General features: G+C 44.5%; 21 protein-coding genes. 9 read left to right on the forward strand and 12 right to left on the reverse strand.

The window, feature by feature from the left end; translation table 11 throughout:
- Positions 1-64: 64 nt before the first annotated feature.
- A complete protein-coding gene (locus tag HWN40_RS08415) occupies positions 65-496 on the forward strand; it encodes a 30S ribosomal protein S6e (RefSeq protein WP_176965317.1) in 432 nt (143 codons plus the stop codon).
- A gap of 62 nt (positions 497-558) precedes the next feature.
- On the opposite strand, the gene HWN40_RS08420 is transcribed toward HWN40_RS08415, so the two are convergent.
- From HWN40_RS08420 to HWN40_RS13480, 5 genes are all read right to left on the reverse strand, one after another.
- Positions 559-1845 (reverse strand): hypothetical protein, encoded by a 1287-nt coding sequence (locus HWN40_RS08420; protein WP_176965318.1) that lies wholly within the window; start codon positions 1843-1845, stop codon positions 559-561.
- A 79-nt stretch (positions 1846-1924) separates the two neighbouring features.
- Positions 1925-3217: a hypothetical protein gene (locus tag HWN40_RS08425; RefSeq protein WP_176965319.1), complete on the reverse strand. Its 1293-nt coding sequence runs from the start codon at positions 3215-3217 to the stop codon at positions 1925-1927.
- A 124-nt stretch (positions 3218-3341) separates the two neighbouring features.
- The gene (locus HWN40_RS08430) at positions 3342-4502 is read right to left on the reverse strand and encodes an AAA family ATPase (protein ID WP_176965320.1); all 1161 of its coding nucleotides are present in this window, start codon (positions 4500-4502) and stop codon (positions 3342-3344) included.
- A gap of 45 nt (positions 4503-4547) precedes the next feature.
- The gene (locus HWN40_RS08435; protein WP_176965321.1) at positions 4548-5117 is read right to left on the reverse strand and encodes a hypothetical protein; all 570 of its coding nucleotides are present in this window, start codon (positions 5115-5117) and stop codon (positions 4548-4550) included.
- On the reverse strand, positions 5117-5281 hold the full coding sequence (locus HWN40_RS13480) for a hypothetical protein (protein WP_218165464.1): 165 nt from the start codon (positions 5279-5281) through the stop codon (positions 5117-5119). The genes HWN40_RS08435 and HWN40_RS13480 overlap by 1 nt, the downstream gene beginning before the upstream one ends.
- Before the next feature lie 105 nt (positions 5282-5386).
- On the opposite strand from HWN40_RS13480, the gene HWN40_RS08440 reads away from it, so the two are divergent.
- The 3 genes from HWN40_RS08440 to HWN40_RS08450 all read left to right on the forward strand — a co-directional run bounded on the left by HWN40_RS08440 (position 5387) and on the right by HWN40_RS08450 (position 9426).
- Entirely contained in the window at positions 5387-6682 is a 1296-nt protein-coding gene (locus HWN40_RS08440) for an SPFH domain-containing protein (protein ID WP_176965322.1), read from the forward strand.
- A gap of 88 nt (positions 6683-6770) precedes the next feature.
- Entirely contained in the window at positions 6771-8267 is a 1497-nt protein-coding gene (locus HWN40_RS08445) for a zinc ribbon domain-containing protein (RefSeq protein ID WP_176965323.1), read from the forward strand.
- Between the two features lie 148 nt (positions 8268-8415).
- Entirely contained in the window at positions 8416-9426 is a 1011-nt protein-coding gene (locus tag HWN40_RS08450) for a UbiA family prenyltransferase (RefSeq protein WP_246275878.1), read from the forward strand.
- A 36-nt stretch (positions 9427-9462) separates the two neighbouring features.
- Here HWN40_RS08450 and HWN40_RS08455 read toward each other — a convergent pair whose 3' ends face one another.
- The 5 genes from HWN40_RS08455 to gyrB form a co-directional block, all read right to left on the reverse strand.
- A complete protein-coding gene (locus tag HWN40_RS08455; protein ID WP_176965324.1) occupies positions 9463-9870 on the reverse strand; it encodes a pyridoxamine 5'-phosphate oxidase family protein in 408 nt (135 codons plus the stop codon).
- A 131-nt stretch (positions 9871-10001) separates the two neighbouring features.
- On the reverse strand, positions 10002-10595 hold the full coding sequence (gene pdxT / locus HWN40_RS08460; protein ID WP_176965325.1) for a pyridoxal 5'-phosphate synthase glutaminase subunit PdxT: 594 nt from the start codon (positions 10593-10595) through the stop codon (positions 10002-10004).
- 55 nt (positions 10596-10650) lie between these two features.
- Entirely contained in the window at positions 10651-11547 is an 897-nt protein-coding gene (gene pdxS, locus HWN40_RS08465) for a pyridoxal 5'-phosphate synthase lyase subunit PdxS (RefSeq protein ID WP_176965326.1), read from the reverse strand.
- 91 nt (positions 11548-11638) lie between these two features.
- Positions 11639-14152, reverse strand: a complete 2514-nt coding sequence (gene gyrA / locus HWN40_RS08470) for a DNA gyrase subunit A (protein WP_176965327.1) — start codon at positions 14150-14152, stop codon at positions 11639-11641.
- 11 nt (positions 14153-14163) lie between these two features.
- Entirely contained in the window at positions 14164-16068 is a 1905-nt protein-coding gene (gene gyrB / locus HWN40_RS08475) for a DNA topoisomerase (ATP-hydrolyzing) subunit B (protein ID WP_176965328.1), read from the reverse strand.
- A gap of 387 nt (positions 16069-16455) precedes the next feature.
- Between gyrB and HWN40_RS08480 the strand changes: the two genes are divergently transcribed.
- Positions 16456-16929: a hypothetical protein gene (locus tag HWN40_RS08480; RefSeq protein ID WP_218165465.1), complete on the forward strand. Its 474-nt coding sequence runs from the start codon at positions 16456-16458 to the stop codon at positions 16927-16929.
- A 73-nt stretch (positions 16930-17002) separates the two neighbouring features.
- A complete protein-coding gene (locus tag HWN40_RS13550; protein WP_246275879.1) occupies positions 17003-18097 on the forward strand; it encodes a DMT family transporter in 1095 nt (364 codons plus the stop codon).
- A gap of 19 nt (positions 18098-18116) precedes the next feature.
- On the opposite strand, the gene ala is transcribed toward HWN40_RS13550, so the two are convergent.
- Complete coding sequence (gene ala / locus HWN40_RS08490) at positions 18117-19097, reverse strand: alanine dehydrogenase (protein WP_176965330.1); 981 nt, start codon at positions 19095-19097, stop codon at positions 18117-18119.
- Positions 19098-19230: 133 nt separating this feature from the next.
- Between ala and HWN40_RS08495 the strand changes: the two genes are divergently transcribed.
- From HWN40_RS08495 to HWN40_RS08505, 3 genes are all read left to right on the forward strand, one after another.
- Positions 19231-20154 carry a hypothetical protein gene (locus tag HWN40_RS08495; protein ID WP_176965331.1) on the forward strand — a complete coding sequence of 308 codons (924 nt, stop codon included), beginning with the start codon at positions 19231-19233 and terminating at the stop codon, positions 20152-20154.
- Positions 20155-20278: 124 nt separating this feature from the next.
- A complete protein-coding gene (locus tag HWN40_RS08500) occupies positions 20279-20935 on the forward strand; it encodes an NAD(P)H-dependent oxidoreductase (protein WP_176965332.1) in 657 nt (218 codons plus the stop codon).
- Between the two features lie 121 nt (positions 20936-21056).
- The gene (locus HWN40_RS08505) at positions 21057-21536 is read left to right on the forward strand and encodes a hypothetical protein (protein ID WP_176965333.1); all 480 of its coding nucleotides are present in this window, start codon (positions 21057-21059) and stop codon (positions 21534-21536) included.
- A 3-nt stretch (positions 21537-21539) separates the two neighbouring features.
- Here the strand turns inward: HWN40_RS08505 and HWN40_RS08510 are convergent, their stop codons facing one another.
- Positions 21540-21914 carry a response regulator gene (locus HWN40_RS08510; RefSeq protein WP_176965334.1) on the reverse strand — a complete coding sequence of 125 codons (375 nt, stop codon included), beginning with the start codon at positions 21912-21914 and terminating at the stop codon, positions 21540-21542.
- Positions 21915-22019: the final 105 nt, after the last annotated feature.

Genomic DNA, 22019 nt, shown 5'->3' on the forward strand with positions numbered 1-22019 from the left:
AGGAAATCAGACCTCATGAATATCATTAGAATACAAAGGAAAAATAGACTAAAGGAGAATTAATATGGCAGATTTCAAAGTTGTGGTATCAGACCCTAAAACAAAAGCATATCAATTCGACGTAACCGGAACAGAAGCTAACAAGTTTATCGGTAAAGCCATCGGTCAGACAGTAGACGGTGGAGCTGTCGGATTACAGGGATATACATTGAAGATAACGGGCGGCAGTGACAAGAGCGGAATGGTCATGAGACCTGACGTACCTGGTCCTAAGAGACAGAAAGTACTTGTCGCAGGTGGCGTTGGTTACACACCCGTCTCAAAGGGAGTACGTCGCAGGAAAATGATGCGTGGAAGGGAAATCGCACCTGACATCGTACAGATCAATGCTGTTGTTGTCGAATACGGCGACAAGACCATTGAGAAAATCCTCGGTGGCGAAGAAGAGCCAGCTGAGGAAACTGAAGAAGTAGAAGCAGCACCAGCAGAAGAGTGAATTTATCACTCTTTTTTGCTCTTTTTTTATTTAACTAACTTTCATTATCCATATTTCCGGCATTACAATCCAGACTTTGTGTAGCTGGAAGTGCCAAATCCTATACTGATTATCTTCTTTCTGTCTGCAAGTTTCTGAAGGAATTTCTCCGCACCTCTCACATTCAGTCCGGTTTCTTCTGCGATATCCCGTGCATCAAAGTATTCGTTATTTTCCATAAATTCCTGCAGCCCGTCTTCAAGAGACACTATTTCTCTCCCGGAGCTATGCCAGATATACAGGTTTCTACCGGTATCAACTGATTCGTTGAAAATCAGATCACCGGTATCCAGTTCATAAAGGAAGATGACCAGGCGCGGATGCATGAACCCTTTAGCCCAATCCTTTATTTCGTTGTTCCAGACAGAAGCTACAAGGCAGAGACTGCGGAACTGTCCACCCGGAACAGCGTTTGCCCGTGACTGGACAAACTGCATCATTTCCCTCACGTCATCCATAGGATGCCAGTATGTCTCAAAATGCAAAAGTTCCCTGAAGACACCATCTTTGACCAACCCTATGATACGTCTGTCAGAGACATCAAAACTCCATTTTTTGTCACCTATGTAATTACCATCATGGGAGACTTCCGGCTGGTTGTGAGAATACTTGTGCTCAAGCAGATTGAAGTAATTATAAATCCCGGAAAGGGTTTCCGTATCAGGTTCATCTGAAAAGGAAATGATTTCAGTTTCCGTTTTTTGTTTTTCATTGCTGATGCCGGATATTTCAGAGGATTTTATTCCAAAAGGACCGGGGAGTTTCTCTGAAGGAGTTGATTTGTCAGAGCTTACTCCCATAAAGCTTCCTGTTCCCGGAGCTTCTTTTTCCATGGAGGTGGCATCCGATCCTATGTTATCGTTTGATAAGCCGGCTTCCATCTCTTTTTCTTTGAATTCAGCAAGTACATTTTGGTCGATTAGGATTCTCTCATTAAGGCTTTTCTCAAACTGGCCAAGTTGAGTCTCCAGCAGGAAAATATCCACAGTATCCTGTGACAGAAGCGAATTATTGACAGCTTCCAGGAATGCTGTTGAAGTAGCGATGAATCTGTCCTCTGAATCGTAAAAATCTTCCAGGTTACCTTCTTTTCCGTCAAAATTTCCAAGTCCCTTTGTTCCCATTTCAGAGATAATTCTCGAAACATCAGTCCGTATATTACGAAGACTGGAGTTTGCGTCCATATCGTTATCAATATACGTTTTCTGGACAAGCTTCTCGATCAGGCCATAAGCATCTTTAAGATTCTTTATTGCAGTCTGACGATTCTGCTCCTGTAAAATCTGGATGTCTGTGGGAATTTTAGACATGATTATCCTCTTGATCTACTTTTGATTCTTTGCAATAGTTGTCATTTAAATTATTGCGATGTAAGAGCCGGTAAATTGTTCAAATGATATTGTGAGTTCCAAGATAGATCGGTTCTCTATGACCTTCAACGCCGTTTATCTCAAAAGAGATATTCATGTTTCCAAGATCAACCTTCCCGCCTGTCTTCGGTTTGACGGACAGGGATACATAACTTGATGAGTTAGGCCGGACTTCAGGAATGGATACTTCAGGTGACTCACATTCGATCTGCGAGGAAAAACAGCTTGTGAACCTGAGCTTTGAAAGCGGCACATCTGAGTGGTTATCAACCGTTATCCCGATGGTGGCAGGAACTTCCCTGTGGAAATTATCCGGGATGTTCAGTCTGACATCAAAGTCCGGTATTCCGATATCGCGTTTTCCGAGATCCACAGGCCCTACGTAGCATTCGTTCCCGTTCAGGTGAAATCTCACATTGAAATAACCAAGACTTGTTTCACGGTCCATCTTCGGAACTATATCAAAGGCTAAAGATCTGGCAGAATCCGGGGTGACCTCATCCATTGTAAAAACAGAGGAATCTGATTCGATTCCCTTTGAAAGGAAAAACCTGACAGCAGGTTTTATCAGTGACATCTTATAATCGTTTCTCAATGAGACCTGCATGGAAGCAGGTTGCCCGAATTTGAGATTTTCGGGAACATCCGCACTGATAGTAAGATATGAGCAGCTAACTTCATGTGTACCCATGGAAAAAGGTTCTTTCCTGAACTCTTTCCCTTTCATTTCAAAATAAAAATCAACAAGTCCCAGATCGGCCTTCCCGGCGCAAAGGGGAACAAATGAAATCGATACGGATTTGGATGCTCCCGGTTTTAGAGAACCGGCCGAGACCTCAGGGGAATCACAGCGTATGCATTCGGGAAAAACTGCCCTGATCCAGATATTTTCGACCTGTGACTTTGTAGGGTTACTTATCTGGAAAGATACCGAACTGCCGATCCCAAGTTCCATTTTGGGAGGGAGGCTGAAATCAGCTCTGACGGATTCGTACGCTTTTAGCTCTTTATTTCTTCTTTTCCTGGCTCCCAGAGTCCTGTCATATATCCAGAAGAAATAAACCGGCAGGTAAGGAAGCACTATGCCTGCCAGGACAGGTGGGATGGATGCAGGTATCCCGGGGTATGATAAACTTCTGATGTAGGCAAGTTCAGGAATAATATCTGCATTTCCCGAGATAAACACAGCAGCCCACAAGATCCATGCAAAAAGGTAGAGCTGAAGCAATATTCCTGCCAATCCACCCGCCCGGTTCAAAAGGACATAGGGGAATGATTTTACTGTACCGGCCAGAAGTTTGGGAATTCTCATTGTATCACACTTGATCAACTAGAAGTAGCTATTAATATATAGATCAGAATATATAAATAATTTGTTTTTCTGTCTTAGTCCCTAAAGCAAAAAGTGTGGGGAAGAACATGAGAACCTGTAACCGTTATCCGCTGAATATCTCACCGAAAACCTCTTCCTCACCTGTTTTCTGTATAGCTTTCCTGGCTCCGATATACCAGCTTGTAATCGAGGGTTTGCGCTTCTCGATTACAGTGGCAAAGTCCTGCATACCTATTTTGCGAATCTCCCCACCCCGAAGAGCTTCACCAAGCGGGATATCTGCCGCTTCCCTGCAGATGGATGCTATGTCAGCACCCGAATAGGAATCAGTCATTCCTGCCAGGGCCATGACATCGACTTCATCATCAATAGGGCGGTCCTTAAGCTGAATATCGAATATGGCCGCCCTGGCTTCAAGGTCCGGCTCGGGTATGAAGACAAGTTTGCTGAATCGCCCCGGGCGTCTCAGGGCAGGATCAATGGACCAGGGCTCATTGGTGGCTGCAAGCACAAGCAGGTCATCGCCTGCAGTATCCACACCGTCCATCTGGGCAAGCATTTCGTTTACAACCCTCTTGGCATAATCTTCGCTCTCACTTCTCCTGACAGCTACAGAGTCGATCTCGTCAAAGAAGATTATAGCTCTCTCACTCTGCCTTGCGGTATCAAATATCTGCTTGATATTCTTCTCGGATGCACCCACCCATTTACTTACGATGCTGCTGGTCTTGACACTGATGAACTCCGCACCGCATTCCTTTGCCGCAGCCTTTGCCATCATTGTTTTTCCACAGCCGGGAGGACCATAGAGCAGGATTCCCTCTCCTGCTTTCTGACCATACATCCGGTAGAGTTCCTTGTGGGTGAAAGGATAGATTATCGCCTTGCGTATCTCTTCCTTTACATCCTCAAGACCTCCGATATCTGGGAAGCCGATATTGGGGATCTCTTTGAGGATCAGGTCATCCTTTGACAGGGATGATTCATCCCTGTTATCAGAACCATTACTGCTTTCCAGACCACCACTTGAGTATTTTGCAGAGGATGATTTAAGTGATTGTGCCTTGGCAAAAAGATGTTCCGCAAGGTCACGCTGGGTGTTACGGTCCATTTCGTCACCTGCAGACGCATAGGCATCATTATAGAGCTTGGCCGCCTTAAGGTATAGCTGTCTTGCTCTCTCATGCTGGCCGCTTTCTTCAAGTTCCTTTGCTGCCTTGGAATATCCACGTGCCTGGGCTGCGAGGGTGATCGCTGAAGTCAAATGTGCACCTCACATGTGTTTTTAGTCTGCGTTCCCATACAGCAGTTATTCGGTTTCTGCCAGCTCGGAATCTATCTTTTTGGACAGGTCATCCTTTTTGGTTTCCGAGCTGCTGAGTTCTGCAAGCAGTTCTGACCTCAGGGAATCCTGCATCTCACTGAGCTCAGCATTACCACCCATGGCAGCATCCATTGTGGATGTCATCATTGTGCTTGCTGTATTCACCTTTTCCATGGATGTACGGATATTGGTCACCGCGCCTTCAAGCTTATTGGTATCAAAACCAAGCTGTTTCTGCCACTGTCCCAGATCCTCACCGATCTCCACGACCTCTTTGAGACCGGTCTGCATCTCAATGACATCGGACATGGACTGTGCCATCTCCACCATGCTGCCAATGGTATTGACCTGACCTTCTACCAGTGAGTAGCGTCTTGAAGCGACCCTGAATTCACGATCGTTTCCATTCGCAAGTGCTTCCTTGGCTTCTGATCTTGCTTTTTCTTGCTTTTTCTTCAGTTCCTTTTCACGGGCCGTAAGCCTTTGCTCGGATATCGAGAGCTTTGTTTTCATTTCTTCTGGAGAGACTTTTTTGAAAGGATTCTTGAACACCATCAGAGTTCCTCCTCCATCTTTTTTTGTTTTGCATACCTGATGCACAATTTGAGAGCTTCAGATTTGTTGATCGCTATACCCATTTCTACTAAGCTTTCAAGATATATTTTACTGTCTTCAGATATTCTGGCGCTTACCGGATAGGATCTTGTCATAGTCTTCATCTTCACCGTTATTCTATTACTATTGTATACAATGGAAAACAATATATATAATACTTATCCAATATATAAAACAGAACATAGCCTGAAAATCAAAAGGTGGCAAAAATGGCATTCAAGTGGAAAAGAAGCGAAAGCGACATTGCACGGGTCGTACCAAAGAATAGGGTCAGCGGTTTTTTCAGAAAGGATATAATACTCTCACCCAACGAAAAAGCAGCCATGATCAAGAACGGTGAATTGCAGGAAACCGTAGACGAAGGAAAACTAAGAGTCGGAGGGCTGCTGAAACCAGGGAACATTGGTAAGGACGTTGATGTGGCACTCATGGATACATCTCCGAAGGACCTTCAATGGTCACTGTCCGAGCTCTGGACCGCGGATAATCAGAAGGTAGCCTGCAGCGGACTTCTGCGATTCAGAATACAGGAAGCAAAGCGATTCTTCCAGATGCTGTATGCCTACACGGCTCCGAACAGAAAAGGTGAGAGGATGCTTTCAGTGGAGGATATCTATGATCGCCTTGAAAGCGAAGCCATAACACTGGTACTTGAACCCGAGGTCCGCAAGGAGAGTGTCGAAAACCTCTACGGAAACAGAGATCTTCGCCTGAAACTGGAGAACGAGCTTGAGATGAGACTCAAATCAACCCTGTCACTCTGGGGACTTGAGACACTTAAGTACACTGTTAAGTGGGATCTTGGATCATATGGAATTGTTATGCAGGCAACAAACGATTTCAACACTTCCGAAGAACTGTCCGAGCTGGACACACTGGCAGTCGAAGGAGATGCTGAACGCAGGTCCCGTGAAGAAGTTGCGGAACTGCGTGCCGATAACGCAAGCATTGCCGCTCAGAGTGATTTTGAGCGAGGGCAGCAGCACAAGGATGTGACATCCCGGCTCGAGCTTGAAAGACTGCAGCATGAAGCGGACATGCGTGAGGCAAGGGAAGCGATCTCCCTCAAGGAAGAACTCAAGCTTGCAAAGGCCAGGGGAATGAAAGCGGAGCTTGAAGTGGAACAAGATATGAAGGACCGCGAACACGGCCGTGATATGGAATACCTGAAAACCATCACGGAAACCGGAGGAGCGGATGTGGCAAAGGTGGTCAGTGAAGGCCGCGAGTACGGGAAGATGTCAGCAGCACAACTGGAAGCCCTTGCGAAGGTCAGACAGAGCGAGGCTATCGCAAAGGAAGACAAGGTCCGTTTTATGATGGATGTCGAGGACCGTGAGCGTGCTGACTCATACAGAAGACAGGAACTTGATGCCGCCCTGATGGGAGCTGCACATGACAAAATGTCACCCTCTGTCAGGAAATGTCCCGGTTGCGGTTCTACCGTACCTGCGGAAGCAGGTTTCTGTGGCCAGTGTGGAAGAAAGCTGTCGGAAAATCAATGATTCCCACAACTTTTGTTTTAGTTAATTCCTTACCCGAAATTATATAAAAACAAAGTACATACTGTTTTAAAAAACAAATGGGTGGCAAATGAAATCAAAACATATACGACACTCACTCATATTCTTCCTTATCATATCTTTTTTAATTCCGACTGCTGCGGGCTCTTCTGTTGAAGAGTACGACATACCGTTGATGGAAGGCGAGTTTGCTGACCTGGGTTACGGCTACTATCTCAATGTGCCTGAGGTGGATACATATAGTGAGACCACGAGACTGACAATAACCTATTACGGAACCGTTCTCTCGGACGACTACTACATTGTGGGAGACGATTTCTACTATGAGGATAATGCCCTCCTGCTTGAGTTCCGCATACGTGATATCTACACAGTTGATTATACCGATTATGTCCTGTTATCCGATGTCTATCTCTACACTTATGATTATTCCACAGACACAAGAACAACAGCAGAAACCAGAGATACCAGTACCGATTACTATTACGATGACACTTATTCAGACAGTTCAGACGAAGATGCATTCCTTGGTTTGCTTACCCTGGTGATAATTATCCTGATCCCTATATTCATAATCAGGAAAGCCGGTAAGAAAAGGAAACAGAAAAAAGCTGCAAAGGCTGCAGGACAGGCAGGATCCTTTACCGCAGCACAACAGACCAGCAGTGCTTCACCCAAAAAACAGGCTCCCGTTTCTTCAGGAACAAAGGATGTCGTGATCAAATCTGCAGTCCAGTACAAAGGTGCAAGCATCCTCTATAAGATAAAGGTCGAGAACCCATCACAGGAACCTGTCGGCGATATCCGGGTGACTCTCTTCGTGCCAGACGTATTCAGACTGAAGGAAGGGGATAAGACCATATCCATGCTCCAGCCCGGAGAGGGTAAGACGGTCACCTTCCATATACGTCCCACCGGAGAATGTGGCAATTGCATCATCTCAGGAAGTATACGCTACTATGATTACAGCAAGAAGAAGCATATCCAGCTGGACCTCTCCGATAAAATGGTCGATATAGTGTGTCCGGTCCTCAGGACGGTGGAGACCGACGAATACACATGGAGAGAAGATGTCAGTGATATGCTGATCGCCGAGGAAGATACCAGGGACCTGGATATACCTGCGGAGAATCTCTTTGACATGAGCACACGCATTCTCAAGGACATGAATCTCTATATGATCCCGGCAGAGGTCACATCCACACAACAACTTTTCACAGGTGTTGCACGTTTCTATGCCGAAGGTGTTTCCGGATTGAGATACGCAGCTTATGTGGAAGTCGTTGGTAAGCGTAAATCCCGCCTCATCATAAAGGCATGGGCTGAAAAGGAGGAGGCTCTCACCGGATTCTACCATAAGATCCTTGAGGAGATCGAGAAACGTACGGATGTTAAGCTGTTCGTTGATGACTCGGTGACAAACTACAATATCAACAATACCACAATATCCGACAGCGTAATACAGCGATCGAACATCGGCAACGGAAAGAACAGGTGTCCGAACTGCGGACATGAAACAAAAGCCGGTGAGAAATTCTGCATGAACTGCGGTGAAAAGCTTGAATGAAAGAATGAATTATAGTTTTTCACCTATTACTTCTTTTTTTGCTGTTTATGGATTGTAGAAAATTACTTATATCCAAAAAGCATAGGAATTGTCGTTATGTTCAATAAAACATAACACTCCAAACATTGCTACTCGAAATGTGCCATGGATGGAAGAACATGGCACATTCCATTCTTGTTTTAGGGTCAGGAAACTATTCTACAACACTACCTATTTAGTTCTGAGATATTTCGAACCCCGAAATTACCATTTAATAAAGATAGAAGCTTATAGCAGAATGCATATTCATGTTTTGAAAATGCATCCTGTAAACAAAAAGGTAAAGGGTCTGATACAATTATCAAGAGTTGAACTTCCATTCTCCGCCGGAGTATGTGTGGTAATGGGACAGATTTTAGCCCTGGGCAGTTTTGCATCTATTTCAGAAAGCATACTTGCTTTTATGTCAGTGTTTTTAATTTCAGCCTCAATACTGGTGCTAAATGACTATTTTGATGTTGAGACAGACAGGATCAATGCACCCCACCGGCCAATTCCTTCAAAACTTGTTACTCCGTCAGAAGCACTGATATTCTCATTGTTCCTCATGACCCTTGGCCTTATCTTTAGTTACCTGATAAGTCTCTTTGCTCTCTTGTTTGTGATCATCCTGACAATAATCGGGTTTCTATATAACAGGAGATACAAAAGGAGCGGTTTGCCCGGAAACATAATGGTAAGCCTTTCAGTAGGGATGACATTTGTTTATGGCGGCGCGTCCGTCGGATTACCATTCAACAATATCGTCTGGTTTTTTGCTTTGATTGCCGCATTAATAGACCTGGGAGAAGAAATTGCCGCTGATGCCATGGATATTCAGGGAGATAGTCTAATAGATTCAAATTCCCTGGCCATTAAATATGGAAAGGATTTTGCTCTTCGGATAAGTAGCTACATATTCCTTTCTGTTGTTCTCCTGACATCGGTTCCATTTATAATGGACTGGTTGGCCCCTGTTTATCTGATACCTATCGCAATAATGGATATCTCGATCATTTATCCATTGTCGGGATTATTGAAATCTGATGAAAAGGAAGCAAGGAAATATATTCGATGGATCTACCTGGGTGCAACTCTTGGAGTACTTGTCTTTATATTGATCAGACTTATTGAAAACTGAGAAATATTGGGAACAAAAAAAAGAGATAGAAGCTACTTAGAGTAACTTCTTACCGGCATCAGGTCCGCTCTTGCACTCAAAGACGTCTGTGATCTTCATTTTAACAAGGAGTCTTGCAGGGAAGCGGTCGCTCTTTGCTTTTACCATCTTGCGCATGGCATCATATTCCTCACCGCGGTCGATGATCTTGATATCACCCTTGATCTGGAAGCAACCGTTGATCTCAGGTCCCCAGACATAGATGGCGCCCTTTGGATTTGCCCTGAGGTTATCCATTGTCTTGAGGAAGAAATTGTCGACTATCCAGATGGTCTCATCATCTTCCTGAAGGAAGCACATACCAATAGGAATAACGTTGGGTACACCGTCCTTTGAAGCGGTAGCGAACGGGAATATCTTCATCTTTGCAAATTCTTCTTTCATCTCATCAGTTAATTTTACCATTGATTCACCTCTCCGTATCAAAATAAAAGTACAGTAAATCTACACAGCGATGAAGTTTATACTTTTTCATCAGTGCTGTTTTGGTTTTAAAATCAGTGAAAAGAGAAAATAAAGTAAGTTGAAAACAATACTCAGAAAAGTTTATCCAGGAAATACTGATGAATCCTTGAATCAAGTGTCAGTTCCGGATGGAAAGCAAGTGCCAGGACATTTTCCTGTTCCGCAGCAACGATCATATCATCGATTTTTGCCAGAACTGTGACATCATCTCCACAATCCACGATTCCGGGTGCCCTGATGAATACCGCGTTGTACGGACTATCAAGGAACGGAAGTTCAAGTTCTGTCTCGAAGGAATCAAACTGTCTTCCAAAGGCGTTTCTGTTGACCTTTGTATCCATGAGTCCAAGTAGATGCTGATGTGTTCTTTCAACCTGTTCGTCGCCCTCTTTTGCAAGAAGGATCAGACCTGCACAGGTTCCCATTATGGGTTTGCCGGCATCGTTCATTTCCTGTATCTCATCTGAAATACCCTCACGTATCAGCAGTTTTCCAAGGGTAGTACTTTCCCCGCCTGGAAGGACGAGTGCATCACATTCGGGAACAATACCCCTGTGTTTTATCGCCACTATCTCGGCCTCATTTCCGCGCTCATCAAGAGCCCGCTCGAGGGCCTCTACGTGTTCGGAAACATCACCCTGAATAGCAATAACACCTATGCGCATAAATATCACGTATTAGCACGTTTTAAAAGAAAAAAGAAGGGATGGAATAGTTAAGTTACCATCCGCGCGTCTGCAGAGCCTGCTCCTGTGGAATGGTATCGACACTGATACCTTTCATACCTGAGCCTATGCCCTTTGAGATCTTGGCAAGGATCTCGGGATTATCGTAATTGTTCACGGCCTCGACGATTGCCACAGCCATCTTTTCCGGATTCTCTGCCTTGAAGATACCGGAGCCTACGAAGACACCGTCTGCACCAAGGCGCATCATAAGAGCTGCATCAGCAGGAGTTGCCACACCGCCGGCAGCGAAGTTGACCACAGGAAGTCTCTGGAGATTTGCAGTCTCGACCACAAGCTCGATCGGAGCCTCGATCGCACGTGCAACACCTATAAGCTCTTCCCGGCTCATACCTTTAAGTGTACGGACCTCGCCCATGATCTGTTTCATGTGCTTTACGGCCTCGCTCACATCACCGGTTCCGGCCTCGCCCTTTGTGCGTATCATGGCTGCACCTTCGTTAATCCTGCGCAGTGCTTCACCAAGGTTCCTTGCACCACATACGAACGGGACTGTGAAGTCTGTCTTGTCTATATGATATTTGTTGTCAGCAGGTGTGAGCACTTCGGACTCATCCACCATATCAACACCAAGCGACTGCAATATCTCGGCTTCCACAAAGTGTCCGATACGGGCCTTTGCCATTACAGGGATGGTGACAGTATCTATGATCTCGGAAACGATCTGGGGGTCGGCCATCCTTGCAACACCTCCGGCTTTCCTTATATCGGCTGGCACAGCCTGAAGTGCCATAACAGCAACAGCTCCTGCTTCTTCTGCGATATGTGCCTGTTCGGGGGTTGTTACATCCATGATAACACCGCCCTTCTGCATCTTTGCAAAACCGCGCTTTATGAGTTCGGTACCATGTCTCAATTTTTCGAGTTCCATAATATCATCCTGATAATTGTTAGTAATAAATTCGAATTAACCTTCCAGATTGTAGACTATTAAATAAGGTTAATGGTTAAAAGCATTTACATCATTCCTCATCCAGTCTTATCCTTGCTACTCCTACCACTTTGTCGTCGGTACGTACATTCATTATCTTGACACCCTGGGTATTGCGACCCTGGATACGTATATCCTTGACAGGAATACGGATAATTATACCTTCTGAACTGGTCAGCATTACCTCGTCATCGTCCTTTACAGACTTGACATTGATAACAGGACCGTTACGCAGACTTGTCACAATGGTAATTACGCCACGTCCGCCCCTGCGCATGGTTCGGTATTCTTCGAAGAGAGTCCTCTTACCAAAACCGTTCTCTGTTATCGTAAGAAGTGCCGCTTCATTATCCACGATATCCAGACTGACAACCGAATCATCGGCCTCGAGTTTCATTCCCCGGACACCACGGGCGGCCCTGCCCATGGAACGTACATCCTCTTCGGAGAACCTGATAGCCTTACCATGACTTGAAACCATAACAAGTTCCCTGGAGCCGTCGGTAAGTGCAACATTCAAAAGCGCGTCATCCTCATCAAGTTTCATTGCAATGATGCCGCCCTTTCTCGGATTACTGAAGTCAGAGAGCTGGCTCTTCTTAACGGTACCCTTGCGGGTTGCCATGAAGAGATAGTTATCCTCAACGAATTCACTGACAGGTATCATGGCTGTAACCACTTCACCTTCACCAAGTTCCAGAAGATTGACAATGGCCTTTCCACGAGACTGCCTGCTTCCTTCGGGGATTCCGTATACTTTCTGCCAGTGTACCCTTCCCTGATTGGTAAAGAACAGGATATAATCATGCGTTGATGCCACAAAGATATCAGTGACAAAATCCTCATCCTTGATATCCATGCCGATAATTCCCTTACCGCCTCTGCGCTGCTTGGAATAAGTATCCAGGAGAAGACGCTTAATGTAACCGCTATTGGTAATGGTCACAACCACTTCCTCATCAGGGATCAGATCCTCATCTTCCAGCTCTTCAACGGTTCCGTTTATGGAGGTTCGCCTCTCATCACCAAAGCGTTCCTTCAGATCCTTGAGTTCAGACACAATGATTTCATATTTCCTTTCATCGCTTGCGAGGATCTCATTCAGTTCTGCAATGAGCTTGATGAGTTCGTTGTACTCGTCCTCGATCTTCTGCCTTTCAAGACCCGTCAGCTTTTGCAGGCGCATATCAAGAATTGCACGTGCCTGCACCTCATCAAGACCGAAGTTCTCGATAAGCCCGCTCCTTGCGGTTTCGACATCCTTTGAGGACCTGATAAGAGAGATAACCTCATCCAGATGATCCAGAGCGATCTTCAGACCCCTCAGGATATGTGCCCTGTCCTCAGCCTTCTTTAGCTGGTACCGGGTACGCTTCTGGATAACGTCTATACGGTGATCGAGATATATGCGCAGCATTTCCTTCAGACTCAGTTCTCTCGGGACATCATCCACAAGAGCAAGATTGATGATACCAAAGGTCGTCTGCATCTGTGTGTGTTTGTAAAGCTGGTTGAGCACAACATTGGGATTTGTGCTGCGGGTAAGTTCCACAACTACACGAATACCTTCACGGTCGGATTCATCACGCAGGTCGGATACTCCTACGATCTTCTTATCCCGCACCAGTGAAGCTATATCCTCTATGAGTTTTGATTTGTTTACCTGATAAGGTATCTCGGTGACAATGATAGCATACTTGTCCTTTTTGATCTCATCGATCTCGGCCACTGCCCGAAGCTGTATACGTCCCCTTCCGGTCTCATAAGCACTTTTTATACCCTGTTTTCCAAGTATAGTGGCACCTGTTGGGAAATCCGGTCCCTTGACGACCTGCATGAGTTCGGAAATCGTTACATCGGGATTGTCAATGATCATCAGTGTGGCATCGATAACCTCAGTGAGATTATGGGGTGCCATATTGGTTGCCATACCAACCGCAATACCGGTCGAACCATTGATAAGCAGGTTGGGCAACTTCGCAGGAAGAACAACCGGCTCTTCAAGAGAACCATCATAGTTGGGCCTGGTGGCAACCGTTTCCTTATCAATGTCAATGAGCATCTCGTCCGCGATCTTATCCATACGTGCTTCAGTGTAACGCATGGCTGCTGCGGAATCACCGTCAATGGATCCGAAGTTACCCTGACCGTCAATTAGCGGATAGCGCAGGGAGAACTCCTGGACCATTCTCACAAGTGAATCATAAACTGCAGTATCACCGTGAGGGTGGTATTTACCGAGCACATCTCCCACTACACGGGCAGACTTCTTGTAAGCCTTGTCGTGGGTAATGCCGGCCTCTTTCATTGCATAGAGAATTCTACGGTGAACAGGTTTGAGACCATCCTTTGCATCCGGCAGTGCACGGCTTACAATGACACTCATTGCATAGTCCATGAATGAGTTCTTCATCTCATCTTCAATAAGCACAGGAAGGATCTTCTCTCCCGTATCCGTGGGCTGGATGTCTAAAGGAACCGTGTCTTCCGGCTCGTCAGGTGAACCTGCATCCTGTACATTTTCGTTATCGATATTATCTGCCATTTTTCCTCACCTCACAGATCCAGGTTTGCGACTTCCCTTGCATGCGTTGTAATGAATTTCTTACGTGGTGCCACGTCATCCCCCATGAGAACGGAGAACATTTCATCTGCCGCAATGGCATCATCCATGGTTACCTGCAGAAGTGTGCGTGTATCCGGATTCATGGTGGTTTCCCAGAGCTGTTCGGGATTCATCTCACCAAGACCCTTGTAACGCTGGATACCGATTCCTTTCTCTCCTATCTCCTTTAATTTCCGGTCCAGTTCCCTGTCGGAATAGACGTAATGTTCCGCTTTGCCTTTGTTTATGCGATAAAGAGGCGGCTGAGCAATATACACGTACCCCGCATCGATCAGAGGTTTCATGTGCCTGAAGAAGAATGTGAGGATGAGAGTACGTATGTGTGCTCCGTCCACATCGGCATCGGTCATGATTATAACTTTATGATAGCGTGCCTTGTCAATATTGTATTCATCACCTATGCCCGTTCCCATAGCAGTGATCAGGGAAAGAACCTCATTGTTCTTCAGTACCTTTGCAAGACGTGCTTTCTCAACATTGATGATCTTACCTCTGAAGGGTAATATTGCCTGAAACTTACGATCCCTGCCCTGCTTTGCGGAACCACCTGCTGAATCTCCCTCCACGAGATAGATCTCACAAAGGGACGGGTCCTTCTCGGAACAATCCGCCAGCTTTCCGGGTAATGTGCTCACATCAAGGGCACTTTTCCTTCTGGTGAGCTCTCTAGCCTTTTTCGCAGCTTCCCTTGCACGCTGGGCATCCAGTGCTTTCTGGAGAACTGCCGAAGCAACCTTGGGATTCTCTTCCAGATATTCGGAAAGACCTTCTGAGACCATTGATTCCACAATTCCCTTAACCTCACTGTTCCCGAGCTTGGTTTTGGTCTGTCCTTCGAACTGGGGTTCGGTGAGCTTGACACTTATAATAGCTGTAAGACCTTCACGTATATCCTCACCAGAGAGCTTGTTATCACCCTTGGTCATATTGTTCTTCTTGATGTAGTCGTTGGCAACCCTTGTAAGAGCAGCCTTGAAACCTACCAGGTGAGTGCCACCTTCGTGTGTGTTGATATTGTTTGCAAAGGAATACACGTATTCGGTATAACTGTCAGTATACTGCATGGCGATCTCAACAGCGGTCCCTTCCTTCTCGCGCTCGAAGTAGATAGGAGAGTCATGGAGTGCACTGCGATTGTGGTTAAGATACTCCACGAATGACCTGATACCGCCCTCGTAGTGGAAGGTTTCCTGCTGTGGTTCTTCCGCACGCATGTCGGAAATATTTATTGTGATTCCCCTGTTCAGGAAAGCAAGTTCACGAAGCCTGGTGACAAGTGTCTCGTACACGAAATTCGTGGTCTCAAATATCTGGGAGTCCGGCATGAAGGTTATCTTGGTACCTGTACCATCCGTTTCACCGATCTCTATCAACTCATCAAGCGGCTTGCCACGCTCATAACGCTGGAAATAGACGTTGCCGTCACGCTGGACCTCAACCTCCATCCATTCGGAAAGTGCATTGACTACGGATACACCCACACCATGCAGACCACCGGAGACCTTGTAAGTGTCCTTATCGAACTTTCCTCCTGCATGGAGAACTGTCATTACCACTTCAAGTGCCGATTTCTTGTATTTTGAGTGCATACCCACAGGAATACCACGGCCATTGTCCCGGACCGTGACAGTACCTTCGGGATTTATTGCTACGTCTATTTCGGAACAGTATCCTGCCAGTGCTTCGTCGATGCTGTTATCTACAACTTCATATACCAGATGATGCAGGCCCCTGCCATCGATACTACCTATATACATACTGGGTCTTTTTCGGACAGCTTCGAGTCCCTCCAGAACCTGGATATTGCTTGCATCATAGCCCTGTTTTTCTACCATATCTACTACTTCTCCCTGAAGAAAATTATCAAAACATGCGTTAATTACGTTCAAAATGTGTACTCGTTCATTGTCTCAAATTCAATCAAAGAAAGATTTGTTTCAATTCTCTTGTTTCATTTTTCTTAATAAAAATCTCTGCCCCCATATATGCGTTCATGCTTATTAAATGTTTATATAAATCTGTTTAAAAAAAACGTCTGAAGATAAAATCCGGTAAAATTTCCAGTCAAAATTGAATTTTAGACCTGGAATTCAACTAGCAAATTGGAAGATGCATTTGAAGAAATGGACTCCTTACCATACATAAGTATAAAATTCTATCTTTACATACAAATTTTCGATATGATTATATAATTTCAAATCAGTACCACATTGAGAATTACTTTGAACATTACCAATGAAAATAAAACAATTATAGCAGCTATCCTGATGTTTACTTTTTTAGTGTTTGCTCTTTTTGCAGGTCAGCTTCTCTGGGGCATAACAGCTGCTTTGATAGTCATCTCACTTCTTATATTCAGCAGATTTTATTCTGATAAACCAGGAACAGAAGATCAGGCATGTGAAGAGTTTAGTGCCTGTGTACTCACAAATTCGAGTATATACAAAGTACCTACTATCTTTGTTGGGATACCGATTCTTATCGTATTCGGGGAACTGGGAAGTAAATATGAAAGTGTGTTCTTGGCAGAATATGAAGGAAGAGAGGTTACAATCATATACCCGGGGATTTGTTCTGTAATGAAAGATGACAGAGTAAAGGTAGCAGGAAAAGTGATAGACGGAAAGAAGGCAGGAATCAACGGAAAGTGTCTGAAAGCGTTCAGTGTAGAGAATAAGAGGTCTGAAAATGCATAAGCATGAGAGATATGGAGTTAAAATTATTTCACAAAAATTGTTATATGCCGCAATTATTTGTTTGACTGTACTATTGATAGTACCGACGGCAAATGCCATGCTTACAGCCGAGTCTGCAGAAATATCCTACCAGGTGGAACATTCGGACAGGATAGCAGTAGGAAAAGTCACTGAAATTCAAAGACACTACGACCATTCTATTGTTACCATAAAAATCAAAGAATGGCTGATGAATCCCATATCATCCACAGAAATCAAGATACGAACAGAAATCGGAACAAACGTGGATACAGAAGACGAGCCAAGATTCACCTTAAGCGAAAGTGCTATCTTGATGCTGACAGATGCCGACCTGGAAAACAATACTTTCCAGGTAACAGTCGGAGAGCCGGGAAAACATTCTTTGTCAGATCTGGACGAAATAGTCAATGAAATATCAAAAATCCAGAGTGCACAAAACCACGCAAACTTGGAGGATGACGCTGAAAAACATACAGAATATACTTCAAACCCTGTAACACTTTCCAATGGTTCGGACTATGCCTTAGATATGGACGATGACAGAATTCCTGTAGATGAAAGTCATGATGACAGAATAGCAACGATGATCACTTCACTGATAGCTTTTGGTGCATCAATTATTTTTGTATTCTTACTTGTTAAAAAAGCAGCGCATGAACCGAATTCAAGAAGGACTTACCTGATATTTTTCCTGATAGGCATATTCACTTTCTATCTCAGCGGATACATACTACGAGGCATAGACCCGCCGCAGCCAATCTATCTGATGTTCCTGGTATTTTTTGTCCTGACTGGAACAGGAATACTTGCAACTGGCGAGAGGTCAAGAATGTTTATTTCAAAAGCATTTGCAATTTCCTTTGCGGCACTTATCATCATATCTGTTTTGTTCTTTGCATACGGGGCATTCTCACATATGTATTCAAAAACCATAGACGCACGTTTATTGCAAGAAGAACCTGATACTTTTGTCACAGTAACGCAAGAAGACCTGAACGCTTATCCGGCACTGAAAGAAGCCATCGAAACCCGGAGTTACGTAGATGCAAATCCCTGGGAGTGGGAACGCACGATCGAATTCCTCAATGGCACTTACTCAGTGAAGTATAAAGGCGAATACTATGAGATTGGTTTTACAACAGCATGAGCAATGGTTACACTTCGAATCAGAACAATGGCAGCTTCCTGCCTATTCCCTTTTCCAGAGCCTTCTCATAGACCATGTTAGCGGTCACAAGGTCCTGCACTGCAAGGCCGGTTGAATCAAATATAGTGATCTCTTCATCGGATTCCCTGCCAGGTTTAGTGCCGGCAACGATCTCTCCAAGTTCGGCATATATCTCTGACTCTGCGAAAGCTCCTGATGAGATTGATACGTTTACTTCGCCGGAATGGGATGCCTGGACGATATCATCCACAATCACCTTCGACCTTTTCAGTAAAGATGATTCCAGCTCCTGTTTACCCATTGCATCGGCACCGATGGCATTGATATGAGTGCCATCCCGCACCCATTCTGATCTTACTATCGGACTTCTTACCGGAGTGGTAGTGACAAGGACATCACAATCGCATACATCCTCAATACTGCCCTTCCGGGTAAAATCACAATTTACGGCCTGCTTCATTTCCTTTTCAAAGGAATCACAACTACTGGGTTTCCTGCTTGTGATCTTTACTTCATCGATATCCATGACTTCTGAAATAGCAAGTAACTGAGTACGTGCCTGGTCACCAACACCAACCATTCCGACTACCCTGGAATCCCGGCGGGCCAGGTATTTAGTTGCAACTCCGCCTGCTGCACCTGTTCTCATATCTGTAAGGTAGCTGCCATCCATTACCGCAAGGGGTGCTCCGGTCTCGGTAGAATTGAGCACCACAACCGCCATGACAGTGGGAAGTCCTTTTTCCCTGTTGTCGGGATGGACATTGACTATCTTTACACCTGAGATGTCCTGCTCTTCCATAAAAGACGGCATTGTCCGCAGGTCTCCGTTATGCTCGGTGAAATAAAGATAGGATTTTGGCGGCATCTGCACCTTCTTCAGTCCGTGTTCCCTGAAACCCGATTCAACTGCCGACAGTGTCGAAGACATGTCAAGCACACTTTTTACATCCGATTGATCCAGCCATAAGATATCCATAAACACCACTCTTCAAAATATATCTAAAATTTGATCATTATAGGATAAAACGATTATGGGATTTATTACGGAATTATTTGATTTAATGCAAACATAAATATATAATATTGATTTAATATATTATAGGAGTCGCATGGAAAGAACTACAGCAAAGATCTCAAAGCAGGAAGTTAATGAACTGCTGGATAATGGTTACAAGCTTCTGAACATCCTTGAGCAGAACTATGCCTGGAACTCAAAGGAATATGCACGAAACAGAAGCCGTTTCATCTCAGGATATACTAAATGGTATAAACGCTCGAAGGAAATAATCTGCAGCCTCAGTCCTGACAGATGCAAGAGATTCCAGGGTCTTTTCAGTACAAATAAACGTTCGGGAATAAACGAGTATACCTACACCATACAGGACTACATACACGGTGTTTACCTTGAGAACCAGGTAAGGAACTACGTGGACGAGGTGACTTCAAAAAGACTGAAGGAACAGATGGAGATGCTCAGAACCGCATCATCACGCCTTAATGAGTTCTCTTTCGATCTTGAGAGTTTTGTGAAGATCAATCCTATCTACTCGAACAGGGCATCATTTACCACAGAAAAAACCAATCAGATAATCGATATCGATCTGGAAGATGAGCATTACAACAGCCTCAAAACAGAGATAAACTCAAGTTTCAGGACAGGACTGTTCATCAGCACATTCCTGCTTTCAAGAAAACTCATTGAGAATCTGCTTATCGATGTACTCAGACACATCTATCCACCAACGAAAGACGAGAATATTTCCATATATTATGATATAAGAGCTCAGGATTTCAGGGACCTGAACCTCCTCACACTTACTGTTACTGAAAGAAAATCGGAGATTCCCTTTGATGACGATGTACTGGACGAGATACTCCTCACACTGGAAAGAATGAGCCTGGAAAACAGTCCGACATCACATTCCAGTATAGGAATACCGGACCGGGAAGACATACTTAGTTACAGAATCGGCGATACTGTGGAAAATCTTATTTTAATGAAGGACGCACTGAAACAAAAGCAGTCCCTTTGAGTTTTTTTTCTGAATTCACTATATCTTTTTTATAAACAGACTTCTGAGATCCATATTCATATGCAGGTATTACAACCACCCAAATAAATATATAAGACTAGTTCAGATTTTGTATGGGGTTATTATGAATATATTATACGTCTTCGCACATCAGGAAGCAAAGTCATTTAATTCGACCTTGAAAGAGGCAGCCATAACTTCACTTGAAAAGAATGGTCATGATGTAAGACTTTCCGATCTTTATTCTATGCAGTTCAAACCTGTACTTGACAGAGATGACTTCACACAGCCTAAAAGAGATGATATCTTCAATCCTTTCCTGGAGCAGATGAACGCAAGCAAAAATGCAAGCTTTTCCCGGGATATTCTGGATGAGATGGAAAAGGTCAAATGGGCTGACTTTCTGATATTCCAGTTCCCGATATATTTCACAAATATGCCTGCTATCATGAAAGGATGGATAGACAGGGTCTTTGCTCCGGGATTTGCTTTTAATCCCGCAACACAGAGTGCATACGATACCGGCCTTCTCAAAGGGAAAAAAGCAATGGTTGTAACAAGTACCGGAGCTGAAGAATCCTGGTACTCAGAAGGCGGACCGCATGGAGACATACGTGAGCTGCTCAGGTATCTGACACACTGCACACTGGAATTTACAGGTCTTGAAGTGTTTCCATCCCACATAATATTCGGGGCAGGCAATATGTCACAGGAAAGAGTTGATGGGGAAATCCAAAGGTATATGGAAAAACTCGATTCTGTGGCTCCAAAAGAATCCTGATGCGGGGGAAAATCCTCTCCTGAATTAGATGGGGTTTAAAACTTCAACTCAATTTGTAGTTTAAGCAAGAAATTTATACAAACGTAACATGTTCCCTTCAACGAAGATTTGAGGGAGGCCAATGAATAACAGTGGGAATACCTTTATGGGCATAATGGTTCTGATCACTATAGTAATAGTGGTCATAGCAACCTTTTCACTCGGATGCACCGAGGATCCGGCAGGTAATGGTACAGGGGGAAACAATAGCAATGTCAGTGGTAATGGATACATCTACAATGATGCCGCTGTGGGAGAAGTTGAGATATTGATCCTCGAATCATTTCCCGTGCAGGTAAGAGCCGTAGCAAGCGGATATCTGCCGGACGGTTGCACAGAAATAGACAGTGAGAATACAACGGTAGAAAGAAACGGGAACACATTCAATGTAAGTCTGAGGACCATACGCCCGAAAGATGCGATCTGCACACAGGCACTGGTACCTTTCGAAGAAACTATCGACCTTGATGTATATGGTCTTGAAAGAGGAGTCTATACAGTAAATATTAATGGCGTTGAAGATAGCTTTGAGTTAACAGTAGATAACGTACCCGCTGAATAACTTTTACTCTTCCGGCTCACCGAGATAGAGCTGGAGTTTTTTCTTGAAACCCTTAATATCTATTGGCTTTGAGATGTAATCAATACAGCCTGCCGAGATAAAACGCTCATCGTCCCCGCGCATGGAGTGGGCAGTCAGAGCTATGACGGGGATATCCTTGGTTGAATCCTCATTCTTTATTCTGGAAAGCAGCTCAAGACCGTCTATCCGGGGGAGTTGTATGTCCAGGAGAATAAGATCGATCTTCTCTTCCTGAAGTTTCTGCAGGGCAACAAAGCCATCTTCTGCCTGAACAACACCATAGCCATATGATTCGAGAAGGTCGACTGTCAGTTCCATATTAACAGGGTTGTCTTCAACCACAAGTATCTGTACCATTTTCTCAATTCCCGAATTGTTTTATGCTTACTGGATCCTGTAAATAAAACGTCAATAATAATTCTCAATTGTTACACATGAAAGCTTATATCTTTATAAGCCTTG

The sequence above is a fragment of the Methanolobus zinderi genome (assembly GCF_013388255.1).
GTDB classification, from domain to species: domain Archaea; phylum Halobacteriota; class Methanosarcinia; order Methanosarcinales; family Methanosarcinaceae; genus Methanolobus; species Methanolobus zinderi.

Coding starts and splice junctions, on each gene's coding strand:
- HWN40_RS08510 (WP_176965334.1), bottom strand. CDS start 21,914: ATGGTACAGATACTTGTGGTTGAAGACAACCCTGTTAATATGGAACTG.
- gyrB (WP_176965328.1), bottom strand. CDS start 16,068: ATGGTAGAAAAACAGGGCTATGATGCAAGCAATATCCAGGTTCTGGAG.
- HWN40_RS08495 (WP_176965331.1), top strand. CDS start 19,231: ATGGAAAGAACTACAGCAAAGATCTCAAAGCAGGAAGTTAATGAACTG.
- HWN40_RS08425 (WP_176965319.1), bottom strand. CDS start 3,217: ATGAGAATTCCCAAACTTCTGGCCGGTACAGTAAAATCATTCCCCTAT.
- ala (WP_176965330.1), bottom strand. CDS start 19,097: ATGGATATCTTATGGCTGGATCAATCGGATGTAAAAAGTGTGCTTGAC.
- HWN40_RS08415 (WP_176965317.1), top strand. CDS start 65: ATGGCAGATTTCAAAGTTGTGGTATCAGACCCTAAAACAAAAGCATAT.
- gyrA (WP_176965327.1), bottom strand. CDS start 14,152: ATGGCAGATAATATCGATAACGAAAATGTACAGGATGCAGGTTCACCT.
- HWN40_RS08420 (WP_176965318.1), bottom strand. CDS start 1,845: ATGTCTAAAATTCCCACAGACATCCAGATTTTACAGGAGCAGAATCGT.
- pdxS (WP_176965326.1), bottom strand. CDS start 11,547: ATGGAACTCGAAAAATTGAGACATGGTACCGAACTCATAAAGCGCGGT.
- HWN40_RS08450 (WP_246275878.1), top strand. CDS start 8,416: ATGGAAGAACATGGCACATTCCATTCTTGTTTTAGGGTCAGGAAACTA.
- HWN40_RS08435 (WP_176965321.1), bottom strand. CDS start 5,117: ATGGTGTTCAAGAATCCTTTCAAAAAAGTCTCTCCAGAAGAAATGAAA.
- HWN40_RS08505 (WP_176965333.1), top strand. CDS start 21,057: ATGAATAACAGTGGGAATACCTTTATGGGCATAATGGTTCTGATCACT.
- HWN40_RS08445 (WP_176965323.1), top strand. CDS start 6,771: ATGAAATCAAAACATATACGACACTCACTCATATTCTTCCTTATCATA.
- HWN40_RS08455 (WP_176965324.1), bottom strand. CDS start 9,870: ATGGTAAAATTAACTGATGAGATGAAAGAAGAATTTGCAAAGATGAAG.
- HWN40_RS08500 (WP_176965332.1), top strand. CDS start 20,279: ATGAATATATTATACGTCTTCGCACATCAGGAAGCAAAGTCATTTAAT.
- pdxT (WP_176965325.1), bottom strand. CDS start 10,595: ATGCGCATAGGTGTTATTGCTATTCAGGGTGATGTTTCCGAACACGTA.
- HWN40_RS08440 (WP_176965322.1), top strand. CDS start 5,387: ATGGCATTCAAGTGGAAAAGAAGCGAAAGCGACATTGCACGGGTCGTA.
- HWN40_RS13480 (WP_218165464.1), bottom strand. CDS start 5,281: ATGAAGACTATGACAAGATCCTATCCGGTAAGCGCCAGAATATCTGAA.